The organism is Ancylobacter moscoviensis, assembly GCF_007559435.1.
Taxonomy (GTDB): Bacteria; Pseudomonadota; Alphaproteobacteria; order Rhizobiales; family Xanthobacteraceae; genus Ancylobacter; species Ancylobacter moscoviensis.
Window position 1 is genome coordinate 475,146 of sequence record NZ_VMBP01000001.1, and the last position, 19,656, is coordinate 494,801.

Below are 19,656 nucleotides of genomic sequence, written 5' to 3' on the forward strand. Positions count from 1 at the left end.
CAGGAACGACGAGATACGACCGAGTGCCGCGTGAGGATGGAGCATTGAAAGGGCAACTCTCGAAGCCAAAACGTAAGGTCGATGATGATGCCGGCAACGATATTGCCGCCGTCGCCTACGTGCGCATGTCGACGGACCATCAGAAGTACTCGACGGAGAACCAACTCGACGTCATCAAGAAGTATGCTGTAGCGCGTGGTCTGACGATTTTGCACGTCTTCGAGGACTCCGGACGAAGTGGTCTTCGTCTCGATGGACGGGAGGCGCTGCAAAGCCTGATGGCCGAGGTCACATCCGGTCACGCCGGATTCTCAGCGATACTTGTCTACGACGTGAGTCGCTGGGGCCGCTTCCAGGACGCGGACGAAGGCGCCTATCATGAGCACATCTGCTCCCGCGCCGGCATTCGGGTTCACTATTGCGGGGAGCAGTTCGAGAACGACGGTAGCATCGGTTCCAATCTGCTGAAAACCGTCAAGCGCGTTATGGCGGGCGAGTACAGTCGCGAGCTTTCAGTCAAGGTATTTGCGGGCCAATGCCGCTTGGTCGAACTCGGATTTCGGCAGGGCGGTACGCCAGGCTACGGCCTGCGCCGTGTGTTGATCGACGAGCACGGCAACACCAAGGGCGAACTTGGGCGAGGCGATCGAAAAAGCCTTCAGACCGACCGTGTCGTGCTGATTCCAGGACCGACCGAGGAGGTCGACACTGTCCAGCGGATGTATCGCTTGTTCGTGCATGAGGGGCGATCCGAGAGAGAAATCGCGGCTGCACTGAACGCTGACGGGATCATAACGGACTTCAGCCGGCCGTGGACGCGGGCGGCGGTTCATCAAGTCCTGACCAACGAAAAATACATCGGCAATAACGTCTACAACAAGGTCTCGTTCAAGCTGAAGCAACGGCGCGTCGTCAATCCGAGAGAGATGTGGATCCGGGCTGAAGGCGCGTACTCGCCGGTCGTCGATCAGGCGCTTTTCGAGCGCGCACGCGCGATCATTGACGCGCGCAGCCGGCACTATTCCGACGAAGAGCTGCTGGCGATGCTCCGAGCCCTGCTCGAAGAATATGGCAGCCTGTCGGGCATCGTGATCGACGAGCACGACGACATGCCGTCGTCGAGCGCATATCGGTATCGCTTCGGCAGCCTGCTGCGAGCCTACGAGTTGATCGGCTACGAGCCCGATCGCGACTACCGCTACATCGAAGTCAACCGCGCCTTGCGCGAGGCGCATCCGCAGGTCGTCGCGGACGTTATGGCCGGAATTGCCGCGGCAGGCGGGCGGTCCGAGCGAGATCCCATCAGTGATCTGATCCGCGTGAATGACGAATTCACGGCTTCGATTGTCATCGCGCGCTGCTGTGAAACCCAGACGGGATCGTTGCGATGGCGAATCCGGCTCGACGTCGGTCTCGTCCCGGACATCACGATTGCGGTCAGGATGAACGAGGAGAACAAGGCGCCCCTCGACTACTACGTTCTGCCAGGCATCGACATGAGCCTGCCACGCCTTCGTCTGGCCCATCAGAATGGGTTGGCGCTCGATGCCTATCGCTTTGAAACGCTCGATTTCTTCTATGCGCTGGCCGGGCGGGCCTATTTTTCGGAGGCGGCTTGATGCAAGGCGATATAGTGAACGGGAGCCAGAAGCAGGTAGCCCTCATCCCGACCGAGCGGGTGCGCGTGCTGAATCCTCGCGCGCGCAATCGGCGCAACTTCGAGGAGATCGTCGACAACATTGCCAAAGTCGGACTGAAGCGGCCCATCACGGTCAGCAGACGGCCAGGAAGCGATCCGACGGAATATGATCTCGTATGCGGTCAAGGACGGCTGGAGGCATTCATCCAGCTCAAGCAGAGCGAGATCCCGGCCATCATCATCAACGCCAACGAGGATGAATGTTTGGTGATGAGCCTGGTCGAGAATTGCGCTCGTCGTCAGCATCGAGCGATCGATCTGATGCAGGAAATCGGGACGCTGCGCCGCCGCGGCTACAACGACCGTCAGATCGCCGAGAAGATCGGCGTCAGCCCGGAATACGTGAACATGATCGCCGGGCTGCTGGAGCGTGGTGAAGAGCGTCTGGTCTCGGCGGTGGAAACGGGGCTCTTACCGCTCAATCTCGCCATTGAAATCTCGCGCACCGACGATGAGGGCGCACAACGCGCTCTGATGGACGCCTACACCGAGAAGAAGCTGCGGGGCAAAAAGCTCGCTGCCGTTCGTCGGCTGTTGCAGCAGCGCAAGCGCCGTGGGCGCCATGTCGACGAAACCCCGTTCGGCCGCAAGGTCCAGCGACCACTGACGAGCGATGCGCTTGTCCGGGTCTATCGGCAGGAAGCGGATCGCCAGAAACTGATGATCAAGAAGGCGGAGGTCACGCAGAATCGGCTTCTGTTTGTGGTGGAGGCGTTCCGTGCTCTGCGCGAGGACGAGCACTTCCTGACGCTTTTGCGTGCAGAGGGATTGGATTCCATGCCCGCTTGGCTGGAGAGCCGGCTGGTCGCGGGGGCGAACTGATGAAACGCGAGCCGCATCGCCCATCCGACACCGTGAAGATCGCCTTCGAAGAAGACTTCGTCGTCCTGCCGATTAGCGCGATCCTGCCGGTTCACACGCTGCGCAAGACGGTGAAGGCGAGTCAGAAATACCGGCAGATCACCGCATCGGTGCGTGAGGTCGGCTTGGTCGAGCCGCCGGTGGTCGCCCGCGACAAAAGCAAATCCGGAACCTTCCTGCTGCTTGATGGGCATTTGCGGATCGAGATTCTGAAGGACCTCGGCATAACCGAAGTCGAATGCCTCATTTCAACAGACGACGAGGCGTTCACTTACAACAAGCGGATCAGCCGGCTCGCGGCCGTTCAGGAACACAAGATGATCAGGCGTGCGATCGAGCGCGGCGTGCCCGAGGAGAAGATTGCCAAGGCGCTCGATATCAATGTCCAGAGTGTGCAGCGCAAGGTGCGGCTGCTGGACGGGATTTGCGAGGAGGCCGTCGCGCTCCTGAAAGACAAGCCATGCCCCATCGGCGTCTTCGAGACATTGCGGAAGATGAAAACGCTCCGCCAGATCGAGGCCGCCGAGCTTCTCGTCAACGCCAACAACTACTCGGTCGCCTACATCTCGGCGATTCTGGCCGGCACCCCGCAGTCCCAGCTCGTCGACACGAGCAAATCGAAACGCCTCAAGGGTCTGACGCCGGAGGCCATGGCTCGAATGGAGAGCGAGCTCAGTCGGTTGCAGGAAGCGATAACCTCGATCCAGGACTCCTACGGGAAGGACCACCTGCAGCTCACCGTCGTCAAAGGATATCTCGCAAAGCTGCTCGGGAACGGTCGCATCGTCCGCTACCTGATGATGCATCGCCCCGAGTTTGTCGGGGAGTTTCAGACGATTGCAGAAATGACGTCGACCATGCCGGCCGAGTTGTCCTGACCGCCGGTCTTGGCGACGACGATGGGGACCCGGACCCGATAAGCGCGGGGACCGCGGGAGAAGCCGCACGGTGGGGCGGATCAAGCGCGGTGGTGGGAATGGCGGCGAACCCGTTCGGAGCCCACAAGGCCGGCTGAGTTTTCGCCGGCCGCTGCCGGGTTGCACCGGCATTTCGATGCGGCGCGGGGCGTGCCGGACCAGGGATTGTCGGCACGCCCCTTTTTTCGCTCACTTGGGTGCGCTCCCGACGCCGGCACGCAGAGTGCCGAGGCCGAGCGCGGCGAGGATCTGGGTGAGCCAATCGGAGCCGACATCGACGCCAGGCACGTCGATGCCGAGCCCCTTCTCGACGATCACGACGAGGATCAGCGTCGCGGCGATGATGTAGGTGCGGTAGCCCGCGCCGAACTGCAGGATGGCGTTCATGGGTGGTCTCCAATGAAAGATGATCAAGCCTCGTTGACCGAGAGGCTGCCGGAAGAGCCGAGGACGATGGGGCGCACGTTCGCTGGCTGGGCCAGGTAGGCGGGCCGGCGCACGGCAACGAGGCGCTGCTTGGAGAGGCGGGAGATCGTCACGCGGTCGGACTGGTTTCCGCCGAGGACATGGAAGGCCGAGGCGTCGTGGCCGACATAGAGGCCGACATGCCCTCCGCAACTGCGCTTGAAGACGAGGACATCGCCGAGTGCCGCTGCGCTTTTCGGGATCGCTTTGCCGAACGCGGTCCAGGCGAGCGCCGAGAGGTAGAGTTTCGGTGGATTGCGTTCCGGCCGGCGTTCGACATTCGCCCGGTGGGCGGTCACCGCCATGAACAGCCCGCACCAGGGGATCGCATCGGCGTCGTAGAAGCCGCCATAGTCTCGGCCGAGTCCTGCCGCCTGAAGCTCACGCTGCCAGCCGAGAATGCGCGGATTGTCCGCGTTGCCCGGCGCCTCCATGACACCGAATTCTTTCAGGGCTTCGACCAGCATGCGCGGTCCCGGCTCGCTCGCGAGCCAGCGGTAGTCTTTGGGCAACATCGGGATCTCCAAACAAAAAAACCCGCCGGAGGGCGGGCTGGGTGGCGGGGATGGGTTGGAAGGTCAGGCGTGCTTCCGCTCGTCCTCATGGTTTTCGAGGCGGTCGATGCGCTCGCGAAACTCGCCAAGCGTCGCCTTCATCTGGGCGATGTCGGTTCGGGCCTCGGCGACGACCTTGCGGCCGGCGATGTCGTTCGAGACGTCCACCTTGATCTCCGCGATCTCGCGGGCGTTCGCGGCGAAGCTCGCGTCGATCAGGGCAAACCGGCCGGAGAGCCACCAGGCGATCCTGACGAGGAACACGATCAGGATCAGAAGCTCGGCGATGATACTGCCTGCGACCATCCAGGTGATCGTGATGGCTTCGGGCGCGACGGTGACAGCCGCCGCAGGGACTGCGGACATGGTGACTCCTCTCAGGGTTTTGGGTTGGCGAACGCTGGCGCACACGTCGCCGAGGGGCGCGAAGGGCGGGCGGAGCGCGGTATCCCCCGCAGGCGTGTGCGGTCGCGCCCACGGGGCGCCTGTCGCGCGACTGTGGCCGGTCAGGCGTTGGGGGCCGTGAAGGCGAGCGCGTAGAGGACGAGGCGCACCCTGCCGCCGGTAAAGTTGCCGCCGGCGGCGGTCACACGCACGGGCGTGTCAGCGTAGAAAGCGGTTGGACCGATCACACCGATATTGGTTGAGCCCAGCGCGATCCCGAGCGAGCCGCCGAACTGGCTGGTGTTGCCGGCGACGCCGACCGAATAGGACGTCGCTCCAGTGATGGCCTGCGTGGTCCGTGACGCGACGGCGAGAACAATCATCCGATCGGCGATCACGACGGTGGTCGCATCGACGTAGGCGCCCGAGAGGGTAAGCTCTTGTTCGAGCGCGACGAGGCGAATCGCCCCACCATTCGGCGTGCCGACGATCCGATCACGCCAGGCGCCGTCGGACCAGGTGAGCGTCAATCGCTCATCCTCGACATGGATCGTCCAACCGGCGTTGGGGATGAGGAAGGTCCAGGCTCCCGAAAGCCAGACCGCGATCTGCCCGGCCTTGCTCGCCCAAAGACCCGTCGGGCTTGCCCCGATGATCCAGCGCTCGCCCTCATTCGGACTGGCGGGTGGCGCGGAGAGGCTGCGGGTCTTCACCGCCGGCATGACGAGGGCATCAAGCAGTGCGAGCCCTTCATTGACGGTGACGTGCTTCTGCGCCTGGTCGGCCGCGAGCTGCGGCAGACCAAGATTGGTCGTCGGCATTGTCGTTCCTTCGGTTGGGAGATGAGGTCAGAGCGTGCTTGTGATTTCGGCGCTTCCGCCCGGACCGAAGACGCGCGAGACCTGCGCCACGCGCCATTTGAGCGTCGCCGGCTGCGCCCCGAAATCCGCGACCTGCTGGGCCGCCGTGTAGAGAAGGTTCGCGCTCGTCACCCGCGTCGCCCGGAGCACGGTCGATCCGTTGAGGATCGCAACGTCGTATTCCTCGGCCTCTTCGCCGAGTGGAACCTCGGCAAACCAGGAATCGCCGCCGATGCGGCTGCGCCGGATCCAAGAGAGGCGCACATCGCCTCCGGTTTCGCGGCTGGCCCTCAGATGAACCGGCGTGAATGGCTTCAGGCCGCGTCCGCCATTGGCGAAGGGCAGCGACAGCGCATGATCGCCGGCGGGCCCTTCCGGCACGGGCGCCCCCTTGTAGGCGATCGTCAACCCGAGCCGCGAAACCGAGAACGTGGGGCGCACCTGCCGGGCGGGGTCGAGCATGATGAAGCGCGATCCGGCCGGATGGGTGACGACCTCGCCCTCGGTGCCGCGCTGGCCGCGCAGGAGGCGCGAGAGGCGATAGCGCCCGGCGGCAATCAACTCGGCAGTCGCGAACTGGACGATCTCGTTGCCGATCAGCGCCGCGTTCGATCCCGCCAGCACCCGCTCGTCGGGCAGAGATTGCAGTGCGCCGTGGTCGAGCTGAACCTCGACGCTGTTCCCGCGATCCCAAATCCAGACCGGCCCGGAAGACAGAGTGGTCACTGTCACCCCCATGGTCGAGGCAAGCGTCGCCACGGTTGCCGAAACATAGTCGAGACCGTCGGCGGTCGGCTGAAAGAGGCTGGCGCCCCGGAACCGCCCACCGCCGAGCGGACATGCCGCCATGTAGAAGGACGGCGATGATGCCTCGTGCGCATCAATGAGGATGGGCATATCGAGAAGCTCGATGCGCACCGGTGAGACGGGCTCGGGGGCGGCAGGTGGCAGGCTCCCCGACCCTGTCGGCGTCGAGACGAAATCCGGATTACCGCCATCGGTGGCCTGGCCGCGCACCAGCACGAGGCCGGGCTTGCCAAAGGTGACCGAGGTGACACGGTATCGCCGCAGCGCACCGTCGACCGGCACCTCGACAACGTCGGTCGGGTCAATCTTGAGCCCTCGGGTTGGCAGGCGAAGATCGATTGCCTCGCGTCCCTGCCACATCTCGCGCAACGCCCGCTGCCCGATGGTTTGCGCCTGCTCGACCGAAAGCACGATCGGCAAAGAGAAGGTCGTCACGCTGTCGGAGCGGCCGACCTGCTTGCGGATGGTGACGGTCGAGGACTGATAGTCGCGCCCCTCGTCGATGTGGACGACATCGATGGCGATGGGCAACTCGGTATCCTGCGTGCGCTCGATTTTCACCCGTGAGCGATCGCTGTCGCTGTCCGAGGCGCCAAGATCTTCAGCATCGATCGCTACGATGCCACTGCCGCCGCGCTTGACGAAGACGAGCTTGCCGTCGCGCTCGACACAATCGAAGAAGTAGGCCGTCTGAAGCACCGCGATCATGTCGCGGATCGATTTGCGTTCGGTCACCACATAGCCGACGACCTCGTCATCAAGCGCCGAGGCATCGAACTCGGATGCAAGCAACCCCGCACGCAGGCATAGATCGCCGACGATGTCGGAGAGTCGCATGTTGCCAATCTTTCCGTTGATCCAGTGACCGAGCCGGTAGTTCGCCCCGTCGCTCCAGACATTCGATAGCGTCGGGAACCATGGATAGGGCCGCGCGTCCCAACACCAGACGAAGCGTCTGGCCAGCATCGGTCCACCATAGGCGGGCGAGACCGGGTTGTTGGCCGGGTCGCGCCAGTATTCCTCCGTCGCCTCGAGCGCGGCGCGTTGGACGACACGGTCGACCGCGCCCGTCGAATAGTAGGGCGCGAAGCTCTCGACCGATTTCGGGTCGATGAAGACGTTCGGCTGGTTGGTGGCGCAGTTCACCGTCGGAAAGCCGATCTCCGTGAACCAGATCGGCTTGGCGCGCGGCGTCCAATCCGTCGGCGATCCAGTCGGGACGCCGGCGACCCTTGGGATGTGAGTGTTCTCCCACCACCAGCGCAGCGCCTTGATCGCCCAGAAGGGCTCAGAGATCGGCGACCGGATCGGCGCAAGCCCACGCCGGTCGAGATCGCGGTCGGAGGGGCTCGCATAGTAGTAGTCGACGAGTTCACCGCCCTGCCAGCCGGCCTTGATCGCTTCCTTGTCCTGGACAGCGCGCGGCGCGTCAGTCAGCGGGAAATAGGCGTCGATCCCGACGACATCGATACTCGGATCGGCCCAGAGTTCATCGAGCGGGAAATCGACATCGCCGCCGCCACGGTCGTGGTAGCGATATTCCGACCAGTCGGCGCAATAGGTCACCTGGCAGGCAGAGCCGAGACGGCTCTTCGCCTCTGCGGCGATCTGCTTCCAATAGGCCACGGCTGGATAAGCTCCGCCGGCGTCCCGGATGCGATTGAGGGCGACCATTTCCGAACCGATCGCAAAGCCATCGACACCGCCTGCCTGCTCGCAGAGCGTCATTCCGTGCCGGATGAGCCGCAGATATCCATCGGCACGGGTGAAGAAGCCGGGCACGTCCGCGGCGGTGCCGGTGATGCGCCCGCGCCACGGAAAAGGCGCCGGATCGGGCGGCGGGATGTCCATCAGGATGAACGGGTAGAACAGAACCTTCAGGCCGCGCGCCTTCAGGTCCTGAATCGCGCGCACAACGGCGCCGTCGGCGATCGTCCCGCCATAATAGAGGCCGAGCGAACCGTCGGGATGGGTATAGGACGAGACCATCGGCCAATGCGGCAGGCCGGAGATCCCACCATCCATGCCGAAGAGCGGACGGCCGATGCCGGCGACGCTCCAGACATGAGGGCGGCTCTCCGGCACCTGATCGGCATAGACGCCCGTCTCGCATTCCGGGCGCAACGAACAGGTCGCGACATCGAGCGACGTGCCAAACCAAGCATAGACCAGCGAGATCCATTCGACGTTCGGCAGTTCGCGCTGCAGGTTGTCGATTGCGACCGAGAAGTCGGCGCGCTTCTGGCCGGCATGGGCGTTGATCGCCGCCTTGAAACCGCTGCCCGCACCATGCCGGTTCGAGAACACGACGTCCGGATCGTAGGCGAACTCGCCCGATGCCGGGATGAGGCATAGGCTCTCGACGAGATGGCGCGCATCCGACGTGCCGGCGGGTGATCCGCGAAACACCTCGATCTCGAAGTTCGGAAAGCGGTTGCCGAAGGCGGTGAGGTGGAGATTTTCGAGAACGACATAGGCCGTGCCGCGGAACGCCGGCGTGCGGTCTGCGCCTTCGACCGCCTGGATCAGCGGATCGGGGCCTTGCGCCTCGTCGCCATAGTAGATGCGGATTTCGTCGATGTGGTCGGAATCGATCGGCTGGCCGTCGACCCAGATGCGGTAGACCGAGGTCAACGGTCCTTCGCCAAGCCCCAGCGCCACATCGGCATAGTAGTGGTAGCTGGTCGTGACGACGGTCTGCGATCCGCCGCCGCCTTTGCCGCCGCCACCGACCGTTTCGGTGGTCGTGCGCACCTCCTCACGGATGCCGCGCGCCCAGATGATGTTGGCCGGGATCCGCCCTCGGCCATAGACGTTCGGCCGGACTTGCCCGTAGGCCGATCCCGAGAGCCGGACATCGGTGACCTTGCCTTCTTCCCGCTTCTGACGGTTGGTCTGTGGGCCGAACAGCTGCTGGTCGAGGATGCCGCCGATGGTCGCGCCAAACAGCGCGCCGAGACCCTGGCCGAAGGCTCCGCCCACCGCCTGGCCGAGCGCGCCGCCCGCCAGCGTGAGTACGAGCTGGGCCATGGATCAGGTCACAACTTCGAAGGAGAGCTGGGGAAGCCGGTTGCCGTAGGGTGTGATGTGCAAGCGTTCGAGGACGACATAGGCGAGCCCGCGATAGGCCGGTGTGTTCGCCACGCCCTCGACCGCTTGGATCAGGGGATCCGGCCCCTGTGTGTTCGAGCCGGTGTGGACGCGCATGTCCCCGACATGGGCTGGATCAAACACATTGCCGTCGGCGAAGGCGCGCGGCACCGAGGCGATCGGCCCCTGGCAGAGCCCGACCGCCACGTCGCAATAGTAGTGGTATTCCACGGTCGTTGTCGTCGTGCTGCCACCGCCGCCGCCCTTGCCGCCGCCGCCGACCGTCTCGGTCGTGGTGCGTGTCTCCTCTTCGAAACCGCGCATCCAGATGATGTTCGAGGAAAGGCGCCCCTTGCCGTAAAGCGCCGGGATCACGCTTCCATAGCTCGACGACTGGACGCGCAGATCCTGTAGCCGCGCCCCGTAGATCGTCTGATCGGGCGTGCCCGAGCCGAAGATCTGCTGGTCGACCATGCCCCCGACATAGCCGCCGATCGCGCCGCCAATGGCGCCCCCGATGCCGGGCAGCAGCAGATTGCCGAGGACGTAGCCGCCGATGGTGAGGACGATGCGGGCCATGCTAGGAAGAGGGTTAGATTGAGTTGATATGGAGAATGTGAGCGGTGGAGCCGCAGCTTTACATGTGGTCTGGAACGCGTGACCTATTCCTGAGACGGCACAGGTTTTTCGTCGACCAGGTCAAGGTGCGGGTGCTCTCACAGTTTCAAACGATCGAGGCCGACGCCGAGGCATACAGCGAGTCAGAGTATGACAGGCTCGCGTCACTCCCAGGGGATGAGAACAGCGACATGGCTGATGTCGCCGAGGCTGCCAACGACCGCGGCCAGGAGTTCTATGGCCTTCTTCACGATATGAAGAAGCAAATGATGTTGGCCGCGCTCGCAGCCATGTATCACCAGTGGGACAAGGATCTTCGCGATTTCATCGAACGTGAGCTCGTGCACTATTACGAAGGAAAGGCCGTTGCCGATCTCGTTTGGAAGCAGGACGTCGGGAAAATCTTTGACCTGCTCAGAGAGTTTGGATGGGATTGTCGGGCCAGCTCCTTCTTCGACCGAATCGAGGCCTGCCGCCTCATCGTCAACGTCTATAAGCATGGGAAAGGTCGATCCCTTGACGACCTCGCTCGCTCCTTTCCTCAATATCTAAATCATCCGTTCGTCAGCTTGGCCGAGAAGCCCTCGTTCGCCGCCGACTTTCTCGATTATGAGTGGGTTGAGATCTCAGACGATCAATTTGACGAGATGGCGAAAGCCATTTCCTGGTTCTGGGAGGAGTTCCCTGAGCGCCTTTTTCTGAAAGTGAGTTAACCATCGGAGCCGTTCATGATGCCCGGCAGCCGAAAGGCATGCCTAAGCTTCGGCCGCCAGAAGTCCGAGAAGGCGTGTTGAACCACGCGCCCGGCTTCCTGGTAGCAGTGGATCAACCCGCCTTCGAGCGTGAGAAACGCGCAATGATGCGCAGGGCCTTTGCCGGCGCCGAAGAGCAGGATGTCGGCGGGCAGTGCATCGGCCGAGTCGATCTCTTCGGCGACGGCTTTGAAGCCGAGATACATGCGCGGCTCGGCGCGGTAGAGATGCCAAGTCGGTGTGTAGTCGAGCGGAATATCGACCTTGCCCATGAACGGTTCGGCGACGCCACGGATGAAGCCGATGCAGTCGCACCCCACTCCCTTAGCGGCGGCTTGGTGGTGCCAGGGCGTGCCAAGCCATGTGCGGGCCTCGGCGAGGACGTCGTCGCGGGTGAACATCAGTCACGCACCGGATAGCTGAAAACCTTGTCATTGCCGGGGATGTGCGGCTCGCCCCGGAAGTTCAGGACGTTGGAGAAGCGGCTGTGGCAGGTCTCAATGGTCTTGTCACACCCGGCGACGAGGCGGACCTGGTCCCCGGTGGCAATCAGTCGGGACATCGGTGTGAAGAGCGTCACCGACTGCCCGATCTGGGACAGGATCTCGGTCGCTGCCCCGGCATTTGCGCCGGTGAGGAAGGTGCAGATGCCGAACGTGTAGAAGCCCGACGAGCGCGCCGTCGGCACAGTAAACGTGTCGCCGGACGCGACCGCCGAGATGGTGAGCGTGTCGGTGAGCGGCACGAGGTCCACGGTGCATTCGGCCGATCCGAGATCGGTGCGGCAGAGCCGCGAATAGAGCTGGCCGGAGGTCTGCTGGAGCCGATTGGCGATGCCCCGCACTTCGGCTGAAAAGCGCTGATCCGCGCGCTTTACCTCGCCGAGCCAACCGCGACGCAGCAGGACGTGCCCTTGTGCGAGGTTTGCCCAATTGACCAGCATGATGTCGATGCGCGCGCCATCGAAGCGTCCCGCCGTCAAGTCCTCGGGCTTCAGGGCGTCATCGTCGAGAAAACCGTCGACATCGAGGTTGTCGACGGAGAGGTCGGCGCCGGACTTGATCGCGGAGGGCAGAAAGCCGGTCGAGGCGACGTAGTTGAGGCCGAGATAGGCGATGTCCTGATCGTGGTCAGTGAAGCCGCGCACCCAGCCGTCGGCGCGTTCGAGACGCCAGAGGCAGGCAAGCGTCGTGACCTCGCCGTCGAGATGAGCGGCAAGGCCGGAACTCATGGTCTTCATGGGAAGTGGCTCAGGTCCTGATTTCGACGATCGGGATCGACGATATCTGCTGAAGGTGGAAGGCGGTCGCGACCACTGGCAGGTGATCGGTGTCGAAGCGGCACGGCACATCGAAGCGGAAGTCCGCATAGGGCGTGGCCCCAGGCGCGGACGGGAACGTCACCCTGCCGGTCAAGTGATCGATGGTAACGCCCATGGGCGAGCCACTGACCCGCACGATCACCGAGCCGACTTCGGGCTTGGTGATGAGACGGACGTCCTCGCCTGGTCCGCTCGGATAGCGTCGCACCAGCTGCCAGATAAGCGAGTTGGCGGTCGCGAGCATCGCCTGTCCCGCCGCTTCGAAATCCGTCCAGTCACGGAACCGGAAGCCATAGGCGCGGCCCTTGCGAGCACGGAAGAAGGCGATCACCTCGGCCATCTGCTCGCGAGTGCGGATGCCGGTGCCGATGTCGTAGCGGGCGCGTGCGGCCTGCCAGTTGATGTTGCGCTGTTCGAAGCCGGAGGCGACCGCGATGATGTCGGTCGAGTATTCCGGCCCGCCGGTCGCGCCGCGCGCGATCGCATCGGGAAACCGCACATCGTGAAAGCCCATCGGAACATCCGTCAGAGATTGCGCCGCGATCGTTCGATCGCCGCCGCCATCTCAGCGGTGATCTGCGATTGCGCGCGCCGGAAGGAAGAGGCGTCCGGCGTCGAGACGTTGAAGGTCAGCATGATCGGCGAGGACGATCCTCCGCGACCGCGCTCATAATCCGCAGCTTCCGCCCGGTTCAGGACCCTCTCACCGCGCTGAAGGATTGCCGGCATCTCGTCGGGCTTGAGATAACCGCCGCTGTGAAGCCGCGGCGCGCCGGCGAAAGCGAGAGCCGGCATCATGCGCATGGTCCCGCCGGCCCCGACGAGCCCCCCCTCGTGAAAGAGGCCAGCGAAAATCTGGCCGAAGAAGCCGCCGGCATTCGAGAGCGTCGGCAAATTGCCGCCGAACAGGAAGTTCTTGAGCGGATTGAGGACCGCGAGCTTGATGATCTCGCGGCTGATGTCCTGCAAGGCCGAGCGTCCGGCATCTGCCCAGGACTTCCAGTCGGTCTTGCCCTGCGCCAGCACATCGCCGAAGCGGTCGAGCGCCGAGCCGACCGCGTTTTCGAGGCCGCGATAAGCCGCATCCTGCTTCTGCAGCTCCTGCGTCAGGCGCTCGACGCGACCGGCATTCTCGACGATCTTCTGGCCTTCCTCGGAGGCGAGATCGATGCCGCGCAAGCGCAGGCCCTGTTCGGCGCGGATCTGGGCGATCACCAGACCGCGCTCTGAGGCACTGCGGCCGACAAGCTCGATCTGCTTTTCGAGAAGCTTGATCTCGTCTTGCTGGTCGAGGATCGCCTGACGCCCGGCGAGCGTTCGCGTCAGTTCCTCAATCCGCCGCGCGCCCGCGAGTGCCGCCTGTCCTTCCGGGCTGCCCTTGTCGATCCCGACGCGGCGAAGCGCCTGGATCTCGCGAAGAACGGCAAGCTCGTCGCCACGCTTGGCGACCGAGGCTCCGACGAGCGCCACCTGGCGTTCGAGAAGAGCGATCTCTTCGCGCTGCTCGACAAGGCGCTCCTGGCCGCGCAGGCTTCGGCCGAGGCTCTCGATCTGGCCCGCCGCTTCGACATAGGCGCGCCCTTCGGCAGAAGCGATGTCGATGCCGCGCTGGCGCAGCTCCTGCTCGGCGCGCAGGATCGCCAGCACGCTGGACCGGGCGGCGACGCTCGCATTGACGAGCCCGACTTGCCGCTGCAGCAGTTCGATCTCGCGCCGCTTGTCCTCGATCGCCGAAAGCGCCTGCCCGCGAGCCTCCTCGGCATTGAGGCGCCCATAGGCTTCGCGCAGGCGCTCAATGATCTGCGTCAGCGTCGCGCGCGCATCGCCTTCCGCCAGGGCCTGCGCCGTGATGAGCGGCCGCAGGGCTTGTTCGAGCTGAAGCTGCTGCTGGGCGCGCGACGACGTGATCGTGCCCGAGGCGATGAGATCGTTGACCCGACGGCGTGCATCCGCCTCGAGGCCCAGATCCTGAACCTGTTTGGCGGCCGTCGCCGCGGTTTCGGCGATCCGCTCGCGTAAGGCCTGGCGGGCGCGGGTTTCGGCGTCGATTCCGTCGCGCGCCTGATCGATCAGCCCTTGCCGTCGGGCCTCAGCCGTCTCGGCGGCAGTCGCGCCTTCGAGGTAGGCCCGAGCGAGCGCCAGCGTCGCCCGGATCGTGACTTCGGTGACATTCGACTGCGACCGCAGCGCTTCGGCGGCAATATCCGAGCGGCTGCGGAACGCCTCCGCAGCGACTGCGGCAGTTCCAAGGCCGTCGCGATAGCGGTCGAGTTCGGCCCGGACGCGAGCATAGGCCTGCTCGACCTGCCCAACATCGGCGAGCTTGGCACGTGCCTGTGGGTCGGAGAGCGCCGCTCGCAGCGCGGCTTCCTGCTCGCGCAGACGCAGGAGATCGCGAGAACCCGGCGTGAGATCCCGCGCGGTTTCTCCAGCGCGGACTGAAAGCTCGTTCGCTCGGGCATCTGCGGCGATCTCGCGGGCGCGGCGCTGCTGTTCGTCCAGCTGCCGTTCGAGTTCTGCAATGCGCTGCTCGACCTGCGGCAGCATGAGGGGCACGAAGCCCGCGCTGTTCGCATTCTCTTGAAGCCTGGCGCGTTGCCAGCGCAGGAGATCGAGTTCTTCCTCGGGCCTCCGACCATCGACCGCCCGATCGACGGCGCGTCCGATGGCGTCCCAGGCGTTCGAAGCTTGGCGCCTGACATAGTCCCAGGCGCGACCGAAGGCATTGGTCGCCTGTTCGGCATTGGCGAGCGCCGGCACGAGGGCGTTCAGAAGAACGCGCTGCGCCTCCGTCCGGTTGTTCTGCTCGACCAGCGTGCGGATATAGGTCCGCGTGCGGTCGTCGAGGAAAGCGAGACGCTGATTGAGTTCATCGCCGCCGCGGACCGGGTCGGCGAGCGCCCCCGCCAGTTGCTCGGCGCCCTGCTTCGTCTCGACGCCGAGGGTGACCGCGAAATTCCGAGCGATGCTGATCGCCCGGCCCATTTCCTCCGCGCCGATCCTGCCGGTGCGGAGGAACGCAACCTCCATTTCGCGCGCCGACGAGACGGAGACTCGGCCAGCTTCCGAAGAGGTCCGGGCGATCCGTTCGAGTTGGGCGTTGGTCGCGCCCGAAGCACGACCAACGCCCGCGAGAGCCGTGGCGACGGCACGGGTCGAGGCATCGTTGGCGATCCAGGCGGCAGTGAGCCCGGCCGCAGCCACCGTGACGCCGGCGATCACGCCACCGACCACGCCGATCGCCGACCCCAGCGTTGCCAGCGTCCCCCGCAGGCCGCCAAAAGCCTGCGTCACCTGACCACCCTGCTGGAGCAGGATGGTCATCGGCGAGATGCCGGAGCCGAGCGAGGCGACGACATCATTGAACGTATATTGCAGCGTCAGGAGCTGCTGGCGCGACAGCGCGCTTGCGCCACCTACACCCCTGAGCGCCTTTTCCGTCGCCTCAAAACGCTGGCGGGCGAGCGTCTGCGCCGCCGCGTGCTCGGCGCTGGTGATGGCGCCGCGCTTGGCAAGCGCCGCATATTCTCCGAGTTCGCGGTTGAGCCGGTCCTGCGCGGCGCCGAGCGGGTCGAGTTCCGCCCGGAGCGCCGCCGCCCGACGGGCGAAGCTGTCAGCCTCGCGCGCCGCTTCCTCGAAGACGGCTGCCGAATCCCGCGCCGATTTCGGGACGGCAGTATCGACGCCGAGCACCGTGTTGAAGCGCTGCTGCGAAGCATCGGCCGCAGCAGCGAGTTTCGCGGTTTCCGCAAGGCGCTTCAGCCGGGCGGCCTGGCGGTCGATGGCAGCGCCAGCCTGATCGGTCGTGCGTTCGACTTGGCTGAATGCCGCGTGTCCGGCTCCGGCGACTTCCTCGAAACCACGCTTGACCTCCGCTTTGCCTTCGAGCCCGAGGCGGATCGAGACATTGGTGGTGGACATGGAGGTGGATCGGCCTTCCGGGCTCAGGCACCGTCGGTCCCGCGCCGGTAGGCGGCGACGACGATCGGTTCGATTTCGGGCAAGATGTCAGCAAGGAGCGCGGTGCCGGCCCCCATCGCCTGCGCGAGCGCCAGGATCGCGGCGAAGTCGAGCGCATAGGCTGCGCCCATCACGGCTCGGATCTGTCCAGTCGAGCGACGGATCACTTCCCAGGCAAGAAGCCCGTCGCCAGTCTGCAGCGCATTGATCTCATAGGGGCACTCGGGACATCTGCTCGGACACGCCGAGCAATAGCTTTCGCCCCCGTCGAAGTGCCATGTGGCGAGGGCGATCAGACGTTTTTTTCATCGACCCCCGTGAGAGCCGGCCCGACATAGAGCCGGTCGAAGGCGTCAAAAGCCGGCCAATGGTCCATGAGCTGGTCGATGCGCTCCGGCGTCGGCTTCACCGGGGTGCCGTCCTTGTCGCCGACACCGTCCCAACTCACGATTGCGTGCCGCGCGAGCGCACGGGTGAAGGCCTCACCCGCCGCGATGGTGGCATCGTCATCCGCTGCGCGCAGCACCTCGGCGGCTGCGGCGCGCGCCAGCAGCATCGCGGCGACGGTGATCGGACGCACGGTGACGCGAACGCCCGACAGGAGGTCGAGATCGACAGGCGTTTCCGAAATGACATCGAGCTTGAGCATGGGTTTTCCTTCAGTATGAGGCGACATCGTTGATGAGGACGCAGGTTGCGGTCTGGTTGAGAGTCGGGTCCCTGGCCGACTGGAACGCGAAGGGGATCTGGATGCCGCCCGGGCCTTGGATCTGGCGATCACCGCGCGGCAGAAACACGCGATGCAGCGTCCAGGTGAGCGACGCGCTCGGACCCGCCGTCCAGCCGAAGGCGAGTTCACAGGGCGTCCGGTTCGTCGCCTGATCGACGAGCGTGGTGTCGGAGAAACGGGTGGTGATCGTGCCCGTCGCGGCGATGATGCCGGGGTCGGCATCGGCGATGCGCCCGTCCGAGCGGATGACTTCGACCCGTTCGAGATTGTTGGAATAGGCGAGCTCGGCTGAGACGATATTGCCGAGTGCAACGCCGTTGCGCTTCACCTCGCCCTGAAATTGCGAGAAGCGATCGAGCACCAGGCTCGTGGGCGTTCCAGCTTGCGTGCTCGTTGCGACGCTCTCGCCCTGTGCAATGAGATTGATCGTTGCCGAGAGAAGGCCGGAGCGTTGTGCCTGGACCTGGAACCGATTGACCCGCGCGCCGTAGGTCATGCCGAAGAAGGGCACGTCGGGAAGTTGCATCTCGATTGCCATTGACGGCAGGGATTGCGCTCCCGAGACGAAGGTATGGCTGTTGGCGCCGCCGGCGAGGGTCGCGCCCGACGGCGTGCCGTTCGACGCCGCCTGCGTGGCAAGCGTATAGGCATTGCCGGCAGCTCCGATCGTGTCGTGGGTGATGGTGAGCGTCGTGCCGCCCGTCTGGGCGTAGGTTGCCGCGGCGATCTGCGAGACTGCAGAGGCGTTCAGCGCGGTCACGAGGTTCGTCAGGGTCGCTGCGAGATTGGCGCCGATCTGGCTCTCGTTCCCGCTCGGAGCGGAGCTGACGAAGGTCCACGCGATGCCGTTCAGCGTGATCGTCGAACTATTGGCGGGTTGGGCTGAGAACACGATCGAACCGCTGGCTGCGACCACAGCAGCACTCGTGGGTGGCCCCATGAGGCCGCGCAGCCAGAAGCCGATATTGCGCTGGTCGACCGGGACGACGACGTCGCCCTCGTTGTTGATGACGTCGTAGGCCGGCTGCTGCGGCTCCCGCCCGAAGCCGAGAAGATCGCTCTCGATCAGGCTTTGCTCTTCGCCGAGATTAGCCGAGACGAAGGGGAGCTTGCGGTAGCCGGAGGCCGGAGGGACTCCGTAGGTCGATTCGAACACGGCCGCGAGGCCGGCGTTCGCGCCGCGTGCGCGCGCCATGTCGATGCTCCTTGATGTGAATGGTCAGAATTGCTGGTCCGCCTGCGCAGACCGATCCGCGTTCAGCCCAGCGGGTCTGAAGTCGCGTAGATGGCGAGGATCGAGAATTCGGCGATGCGCCCCGGCAGTGCGCCGAGCGTCTCAACATCGTCGGTCACTGGCGCTTCTGCTTCGATCCAGTCGCAGAGCCCCCCGAGCGTGCGGTCGCTCACTAACGACGCCCCGATGGCCCCGAGCATCTGGTCGATGACCGCCTCACGAGGCAGCGTCGCGCTCTCATAGGCCGCGATCTCCACGGGCACGCGGTGGCTATAGAGATAAGTGAGTGGTGACAGCGTCACCTCCGGCTCGCCGGGATCGCCGTCGCGGACGACGACGAGACCGCCGGGGCCGATCCGTTCCGCCTTGGCGAGATTGCGCTTCACCTCCGCGCCGGGTAGCACCCCGACGATCCGGGCGGTGACGGCGTTGAGAACGGCTTCTCGCTTCGAGGTCATGACGTTCGCCAATGTCGGGCGATGAGGGACGGCACGCGCCCGGCCCATGCTCGAGCTGCGGCATCGATGTCGAGGCGCTTGCGCAAGGAAACCTGCGGGACGAGTAGGAAGATCACGGCAGTCGCATGGCCCGTCTTTCGCCGGTTCGGCGCGGCGCGACCTTTGGTGTTGATGCGGGCATTGTCGGCGACGAGCAGCGATGGCTGGCCGCGACGATAGACGAAGCGCAATCGCATGCCGGTGCGGCGTTCCCAGCCTCCCGGCGTGATGCGCGCTGATCGGCCATTCGCTCCGATGCCGCTCGTTCCGGCCGCGGCTGTCGGGATCGCCAGCCAGAAGCCGCTCTTCGAACGGATCACCACTCCACGATCGAAGGCGTCGATCAGCTTGGGTGCCTTCGACCAGACGAAGGCTGCGGCCTCCATGCTCGATCCAGTATCGGGATAGGTTTTCCCGCGCCACGTCCGCGACAGTCGCTCGCCGAGCCGCGAGGACACGACGTCCTGGCGCAGCGCCTCCTTCAGCCCGGTCGTCGCGTCGCGCATCCCGGATGTGACGGCGCTTTCGATCGCCCGTTCGGTGCCCGCGAGCGCCTTGCCGAGATCAGGCATCTGGATTGTCAGGCGCATCTCACAGTTCGACCATTTCGCAGGCCCAGACCATGCCGAGCCGGTCGATCATGGGTGTTCCGATCACCTTGAAGGTCGATGCTCCGATTTCGACGAGGTCGCCCTCGGCCGGCGTCGATATGTCGGATCTCCGAACATCCATGACGACCGTCGGCAGCACGACGCGGGTGTCACCGAAACCGTCCGTGGCGTCCGGCATCTTGCGGATGATCGCGACGGACACGCCTGGCCCAATCCCGCCCGCCTTCCAGAGCGCGGCCTCGGCGAGATTGGGATCGGTGAAAAGCACGTCGACCGCAGCGCGGAACGCTCCCATG

At 64.8% G+C, this 19,656-nt stretch carries 20 protein-coding genes; 4 read left to right on the top strand and 16 right to left on the bottom strand.

Annotation, left to right across the window (positions count from 1 at the left end; genetic code table 11):
• The first annotated feature begins 23 nt into the window (after positions 1-23).
• The 3 genes from FO470_RS02120 to FO470_RS02130 are packed head-to-tail and all read left to right on the top strand — an operon-like array spanning position 24 to position 3,438.
• Positions 24-1,619 carry a recombinase family protein gene (locus tag FO470_RS02120; protein ID WP_246659445.1) on the top strand — a complete coding sequence of 532 codons (1,596 nt, stop codon included), beginning with the start codon at positions 24-26 and terminating at the stop codon, positions 1,617-1,619.
• Positions 1,619-2,521, top strand: coding sequence for a plasmid partitioning protein RepB C-terminal domain-containing protein (locus tag FO470_RS02125; RefSeq protein ID WP_144342019.1), 903 nt, complete (start codon positions 1,619-1,621; stop codon positions 2,519-2,521). The genes FO470_RS02120 and FO470_RS02125 overlap by 1 nt, the downstream gene beginning before the upstream one ends.
• Positions 2,521-3,438: a plasmid partitioning protein RepB C-terminal domain-containing protein gene (locus tag FO470_RS02130; RefSeq protein WP_144341270.1), complete on the top strand. Its 918-nt coding sequence runs from the start codon at positions 2,521-2,523 to the stop codon at positions 3,436-3,438. Before FO470_RS02125 ends, FO470_RS02130 begins: the two co-directional genes overlap by 1 nt.
• Positions 3,439-3,666: 228 nt before the next feature.
• Here the strand turns inward: FO470_RS02130 and FO470_RS02135 are convergent, their stop codons facing one another.
• The 6 genes from FO470_RS02135 to FO470_RS02160 form a co-directional block, all read right to left on the bottom strand.
• Complete coding sequence (locus FO470_RS02135; RefSeq protein ID WP_144341271.1) at positions 3,667-3,864, bottom strand: hypothetical protein; 198 nt, start codon at positions 3,862-3,864, stop codon at positions 3,667-3,669.
• Between the two features lie 23 nt (positions 3,865-3,887).
• Positions 3,888-4,469, bottom strand: a complete 582-nt coding sequence (locus FO470_RS02140; RefSeq protein ID WP_246659446.1) for a TIGR02594 family protein — start codon at positions 4,467-4,469, stop codon at positions 3,888-3,890.
• A 51-nt stretch (positions 4,470-4,520) separates the two neighbouring features.
• On the bottom strand, positions 4,521-4,862 hold the full coding sequence (locus FO470_RS02145) for a hypothetical protein (RefSeq protein WP_144341272.1): 342 nt from the start codon (positions 4,860-4,862) through the stop codon (positions 4,521-4,523).
• A gap of 140 nt (positions 4,863-5,002) precedes the next feature.
• Positions 5,003-5,701 carry a DUF2793 domain-containing protein gene (locus tag FO470_RS02150; RefSeq protein WP_144341273.1) on the bottom strand — a complete coding sequence of 233 codons (699 nt, stop codon included), beginning with the start codon at positions 5,699-5,701 and terminating at the stop codon, positions 5,003-5,005.
• A gap of 27 nt (positions 5,702-5,728) precedes the next feature.
• Complete coding sequence (locus FO470_RS02155) at positions 5,729-9,577, bottom strand: baseplate multidomain protein megatron (protein ID WP_144341274.1); 3,849 nt, start codon at positions 9,575-9,577, stop codon at positions 5,729-5,731.
• Positions 9,578-9,580: 3 nt separating this feature from the next.
• Positions 9,581-10,216, bottom strand: a complete 636-nt coding sequence (locus FO470_RS02160; protein ID WP_144341275.1) for a hypothetical protein — start codon at positions 10,214-10,216, stop codon at positions 9,581-9,583.
• 230 nt (positions 10,217-10,446) lie between these two features.
• On the opposite strand from FO470_RS02160, the gene FO470_RS02165 reads away from it, so the two are divergent.
• Positions 10,447-10,968: a hypothetical protein gene (locus FO470_RS02165; protein ID WP_144341276.1), complete on the top strand. Its 522-nt coding sequence runs from the start codon at positions 10,447-10,449 to the stop codon at positions 10,966-10,968.
• Here FO470_RS02165 and FO470_RS02170 read toward each other — a convergent pair.
• From FO470_RS02170 to FO470_RS02215, 10 genes are all read right to left on the bottom strand, one after another.
• Positions 10,965-11,408 (bottom strand): C40 family peptidase, encoded by a 444-nt coding sequence (locus tag FO470_RS02170; RefSeq protein ID WP_144341277.1) that lies wholly within the window; start codon positions 11,406-11,408, stop codon positions 10,965-10,967. The genes FO470_RS02165 and FO470_RS02170 overlap by 4 nt on opposite strands.
• Positions 11,408-12,247, bottom strand: coding sequence for a DUF2163 domain-containing protein (locus FO470_RS02175; protein WP_144341278.1), 840 nt, complete (start codon positions 12,245-12,247; stop codon positions 11,408-11,410). Before FO470_RS02175 ends, FO470_RS02170 begins: the two co-directional genes overlap by 1 nt.
• Before the next feature lie 10 nt (positions 12,248-12,257).
• Positions 12,258-12,842 (bottom strand): DUF2460 domain-containing protein, encoded by a 585-nt coding sequence (locus tag FO470_RS02180; protein WP_144341279.1) that lies wholly within the window; start codon positions 12,840-12,842, stop codon positions 12,258-12,260.
• Between the two features lie 11 nt (positions 12,843-12,853).
• Positions 12,854-16,249 carry a phage tail length tape measure family protein gene (locus FO470_RS02185; RefSeq protein ID WP_144341280.1) on the bottom strand — a complete coding sequence of 1,132 codons (3,396 nt, stop codon included), beginning with the start codon at positions 16,247-16,249 and terminating at the stop codon, positions 12,854-12,856.
• 23 nt (positions 16,250-16,272) lie between these two features.
• Positions 16,273-16,419, bottom strand: coding sequence for a DUF7697 family protein (locus tag FO470_RS02190; protein ID WP_186291806.1), 147 nt, complete (start codon positions 16,417-16,419; stop codon positions 16,273-16,275).
• Positions 16,420-16,580: 161 nt separating this feature from the next.
• A complete protein-coding gene (locus FO470_RS02195; RefSeq protein ID WP_144341282.1) occupies positions 16,581-16,937 on the bottom strand; it encodes a hypothetical protein in 357 nt (118 codons plus the stop codon).
• A 10-nt stretch (positions 16,938-16,947) separates the two neighbouring features.
• Complete coding sequence (locus FO470_RS19640) at positions 16,948-18,213, bottom strand: phage tail tube protein (RefSeq protein ID WP_144341283.1); 1,266 nt, start codon at positions 18,211-18,213, stop codon at positions 16,948-16,950.
• Positions 18,214-18,275: 62 nt separating this feature from the next.
• On the bottom strand, positions 18,276-18,710 hold the full coding sequence (locus FO470_RS02205) for a hypothetical protein (protein WP_144341284.1): 435 nt from the start codon (positions 18,708-18,710) through the stop codon (positions 18,276-18,278).
• Positions 18,707-19,339, bottom strand: a complete 633-nt coding sequence (locus FO470_RS02210) for a DUF6441 family protein (RefSeq protein ID WP_144341285.1) — start codon at positions 19,337-19,339, stop codon at positions 18,707-18,709. The genes FO470_RS02205 and FO470_RS02210 overlap by 4 nt, the downstream gene beginning before the upstream one ends.
• 1 nt (position 19,340) lies before the next feature.
• On the bottom strand, positions 19,341-19,655 hold the full coding sequence (locus tag FO470_RS02215; protein WP_144341286.1) for a head-tail joining protein: 315 nt from the start codon (positions 19,653-19,655) through the stop codon (positions 19,341-19,343).
• Between the last annotated feature and the right edge of the window lies 1 nt (position 19,656).

What these genes read in the sequence shown, in the direction of transcription:
- FO470_RS02125 (WP_144342019.1), top strand. Translation starts at nt 1,619, where the DNA reads ATGCAAGGCGATATAGTGAACGGGAGCCAGAAGCAGGTAGCCCTCATC.
- FO470_RS02130 (WP_144341270.1), top strand. Translation starts at nt 2,521, where the DNA reads ATGAAACGCGAGCCGCATCGCCCATCCGACACCGTGAAGATCGCCTTC.
- FO470_RS02135 (WP_144341271.1), bottom strand. Translation starts at nt 3,864, where the DNA reads ATGAACGCCATCCTGCAGTTCGGCGCGGGCTACCGCACCTACATCATC.
- FO470_RS02145 (WP_144341272.1), bottom strand. Translation starts at nt 4,862, where the DNA reads ATGTCCGCAGTCCCTGCGGCGGCTGTCACCGTCGCGCCCGAAGCCATC.
- FO470_RS02150 (WP_144341273.1), bottom strand. Translation starts at nt 5,701, where the DNA reads ATGCCGACGACCAATCTTGGTCTGCCGCAGCTCGCGGCCGACCAGGCG.
- FO470_RS02155 (WP_144341274.1), bottom strand. Translation starts at nt 9,577, where the DNA reads ATGGCCCAGCTCGTACTCACGCTGGCGGGCGGCGCGCTCGGCCAGGCG.
- FO470_RS02160 (WP_144341275.1), bottom strand. Translation starts at nt 10,216, where the DNA reads ATGGCCCGCATCGTCCTCACCATCGGCGGCTACGTCCTCGGCAATCTG.
- FO470_RS02165 (WP_144341276.1), top strand. Translation starts at nt 10,447, where the DNA reads ATGGCTGATGTCGCCGAGGCTGCCAACGACCGCGGCCAGGAGTTCTAT.
- FO470_RS02170 (WP_144341277.1), bottom strand. Translation starts at nt 11,408, where the DNA reads ATGTTCACCCGCGACGACGTCCTCGCCGAGGCCCGCACATGGCTTGGC.
- FO470_RS02175 (WP_144341278.1), bottom strand. Translation starts at nt 12,247, where the DNA reads ATGAAGACCATGAGTTCCGGCCTTGCCGCTCATCTCGACGGCGAGGTC.
- FO470_RS02180 (WP_144341279.1), bottom strand. Translation starts at nt 12,842, where the DNA reads ATGGGCTTTCACGATGTGCGGTTTCCCGATGCGATCGCGCGCGGCGCG.
- FO470_RS02185 (WP_144341280.1), bottom strand. Translation starts at nt 16,249, where the DNA reads ATGTCCACCACCAATGTCTCGATCCGCCTCGGGCTCGAAGGCAAAGCG.
- FO470_RS02190 (WP_186291806.1), bottom strand. Translation starts at nt 16,419, where the DNA reads ATGGGCGCAGCCTATGCGCTCGACTTCGCCGCGATCCTGGCGCTCGCG.
- FO470_RS02195 (WP_144341282.1), bottom strand. Translation starts at nt 16,937, where the DNA reads ATGCTCAAGCTCGATGTCATTTCGGAAACGCCTGTCGATCTCGACCTC.
- FO470_RS19640 (WP_144341283.1), bottom strand. Translation starts at nt 18,213, where the DNA reads ATGGCGCGCGCACGCGGCGCGAACGCCGGCCTCGCGGCCGTGTTCGAA.
- FO470_RS02205 (WP_144341284.1), bottom strand. Translation starts at nt 18,710, where the DNA reads ATGACCTCGAAGCGAGAAGCCGTTCTCAACGCCGTCACCGCCCGGATC.
- FO470_RS02210 (WP_144341285.1), bottom strand. Translation starts at nt 19,339, where the DNA reads ATGCGCCTGACAATCCAGATGCCTGATCTCGGCAAGGCGCTCGCGGGC.
- FO470_RS02215 (WP_144341286.1), bottom strand. Translation starts at nt 19,655, where the DNA reads ATGGGAGCGTTCCGCGCTGCGGTCGACGTGCTTTTCACCGATCCCAAT.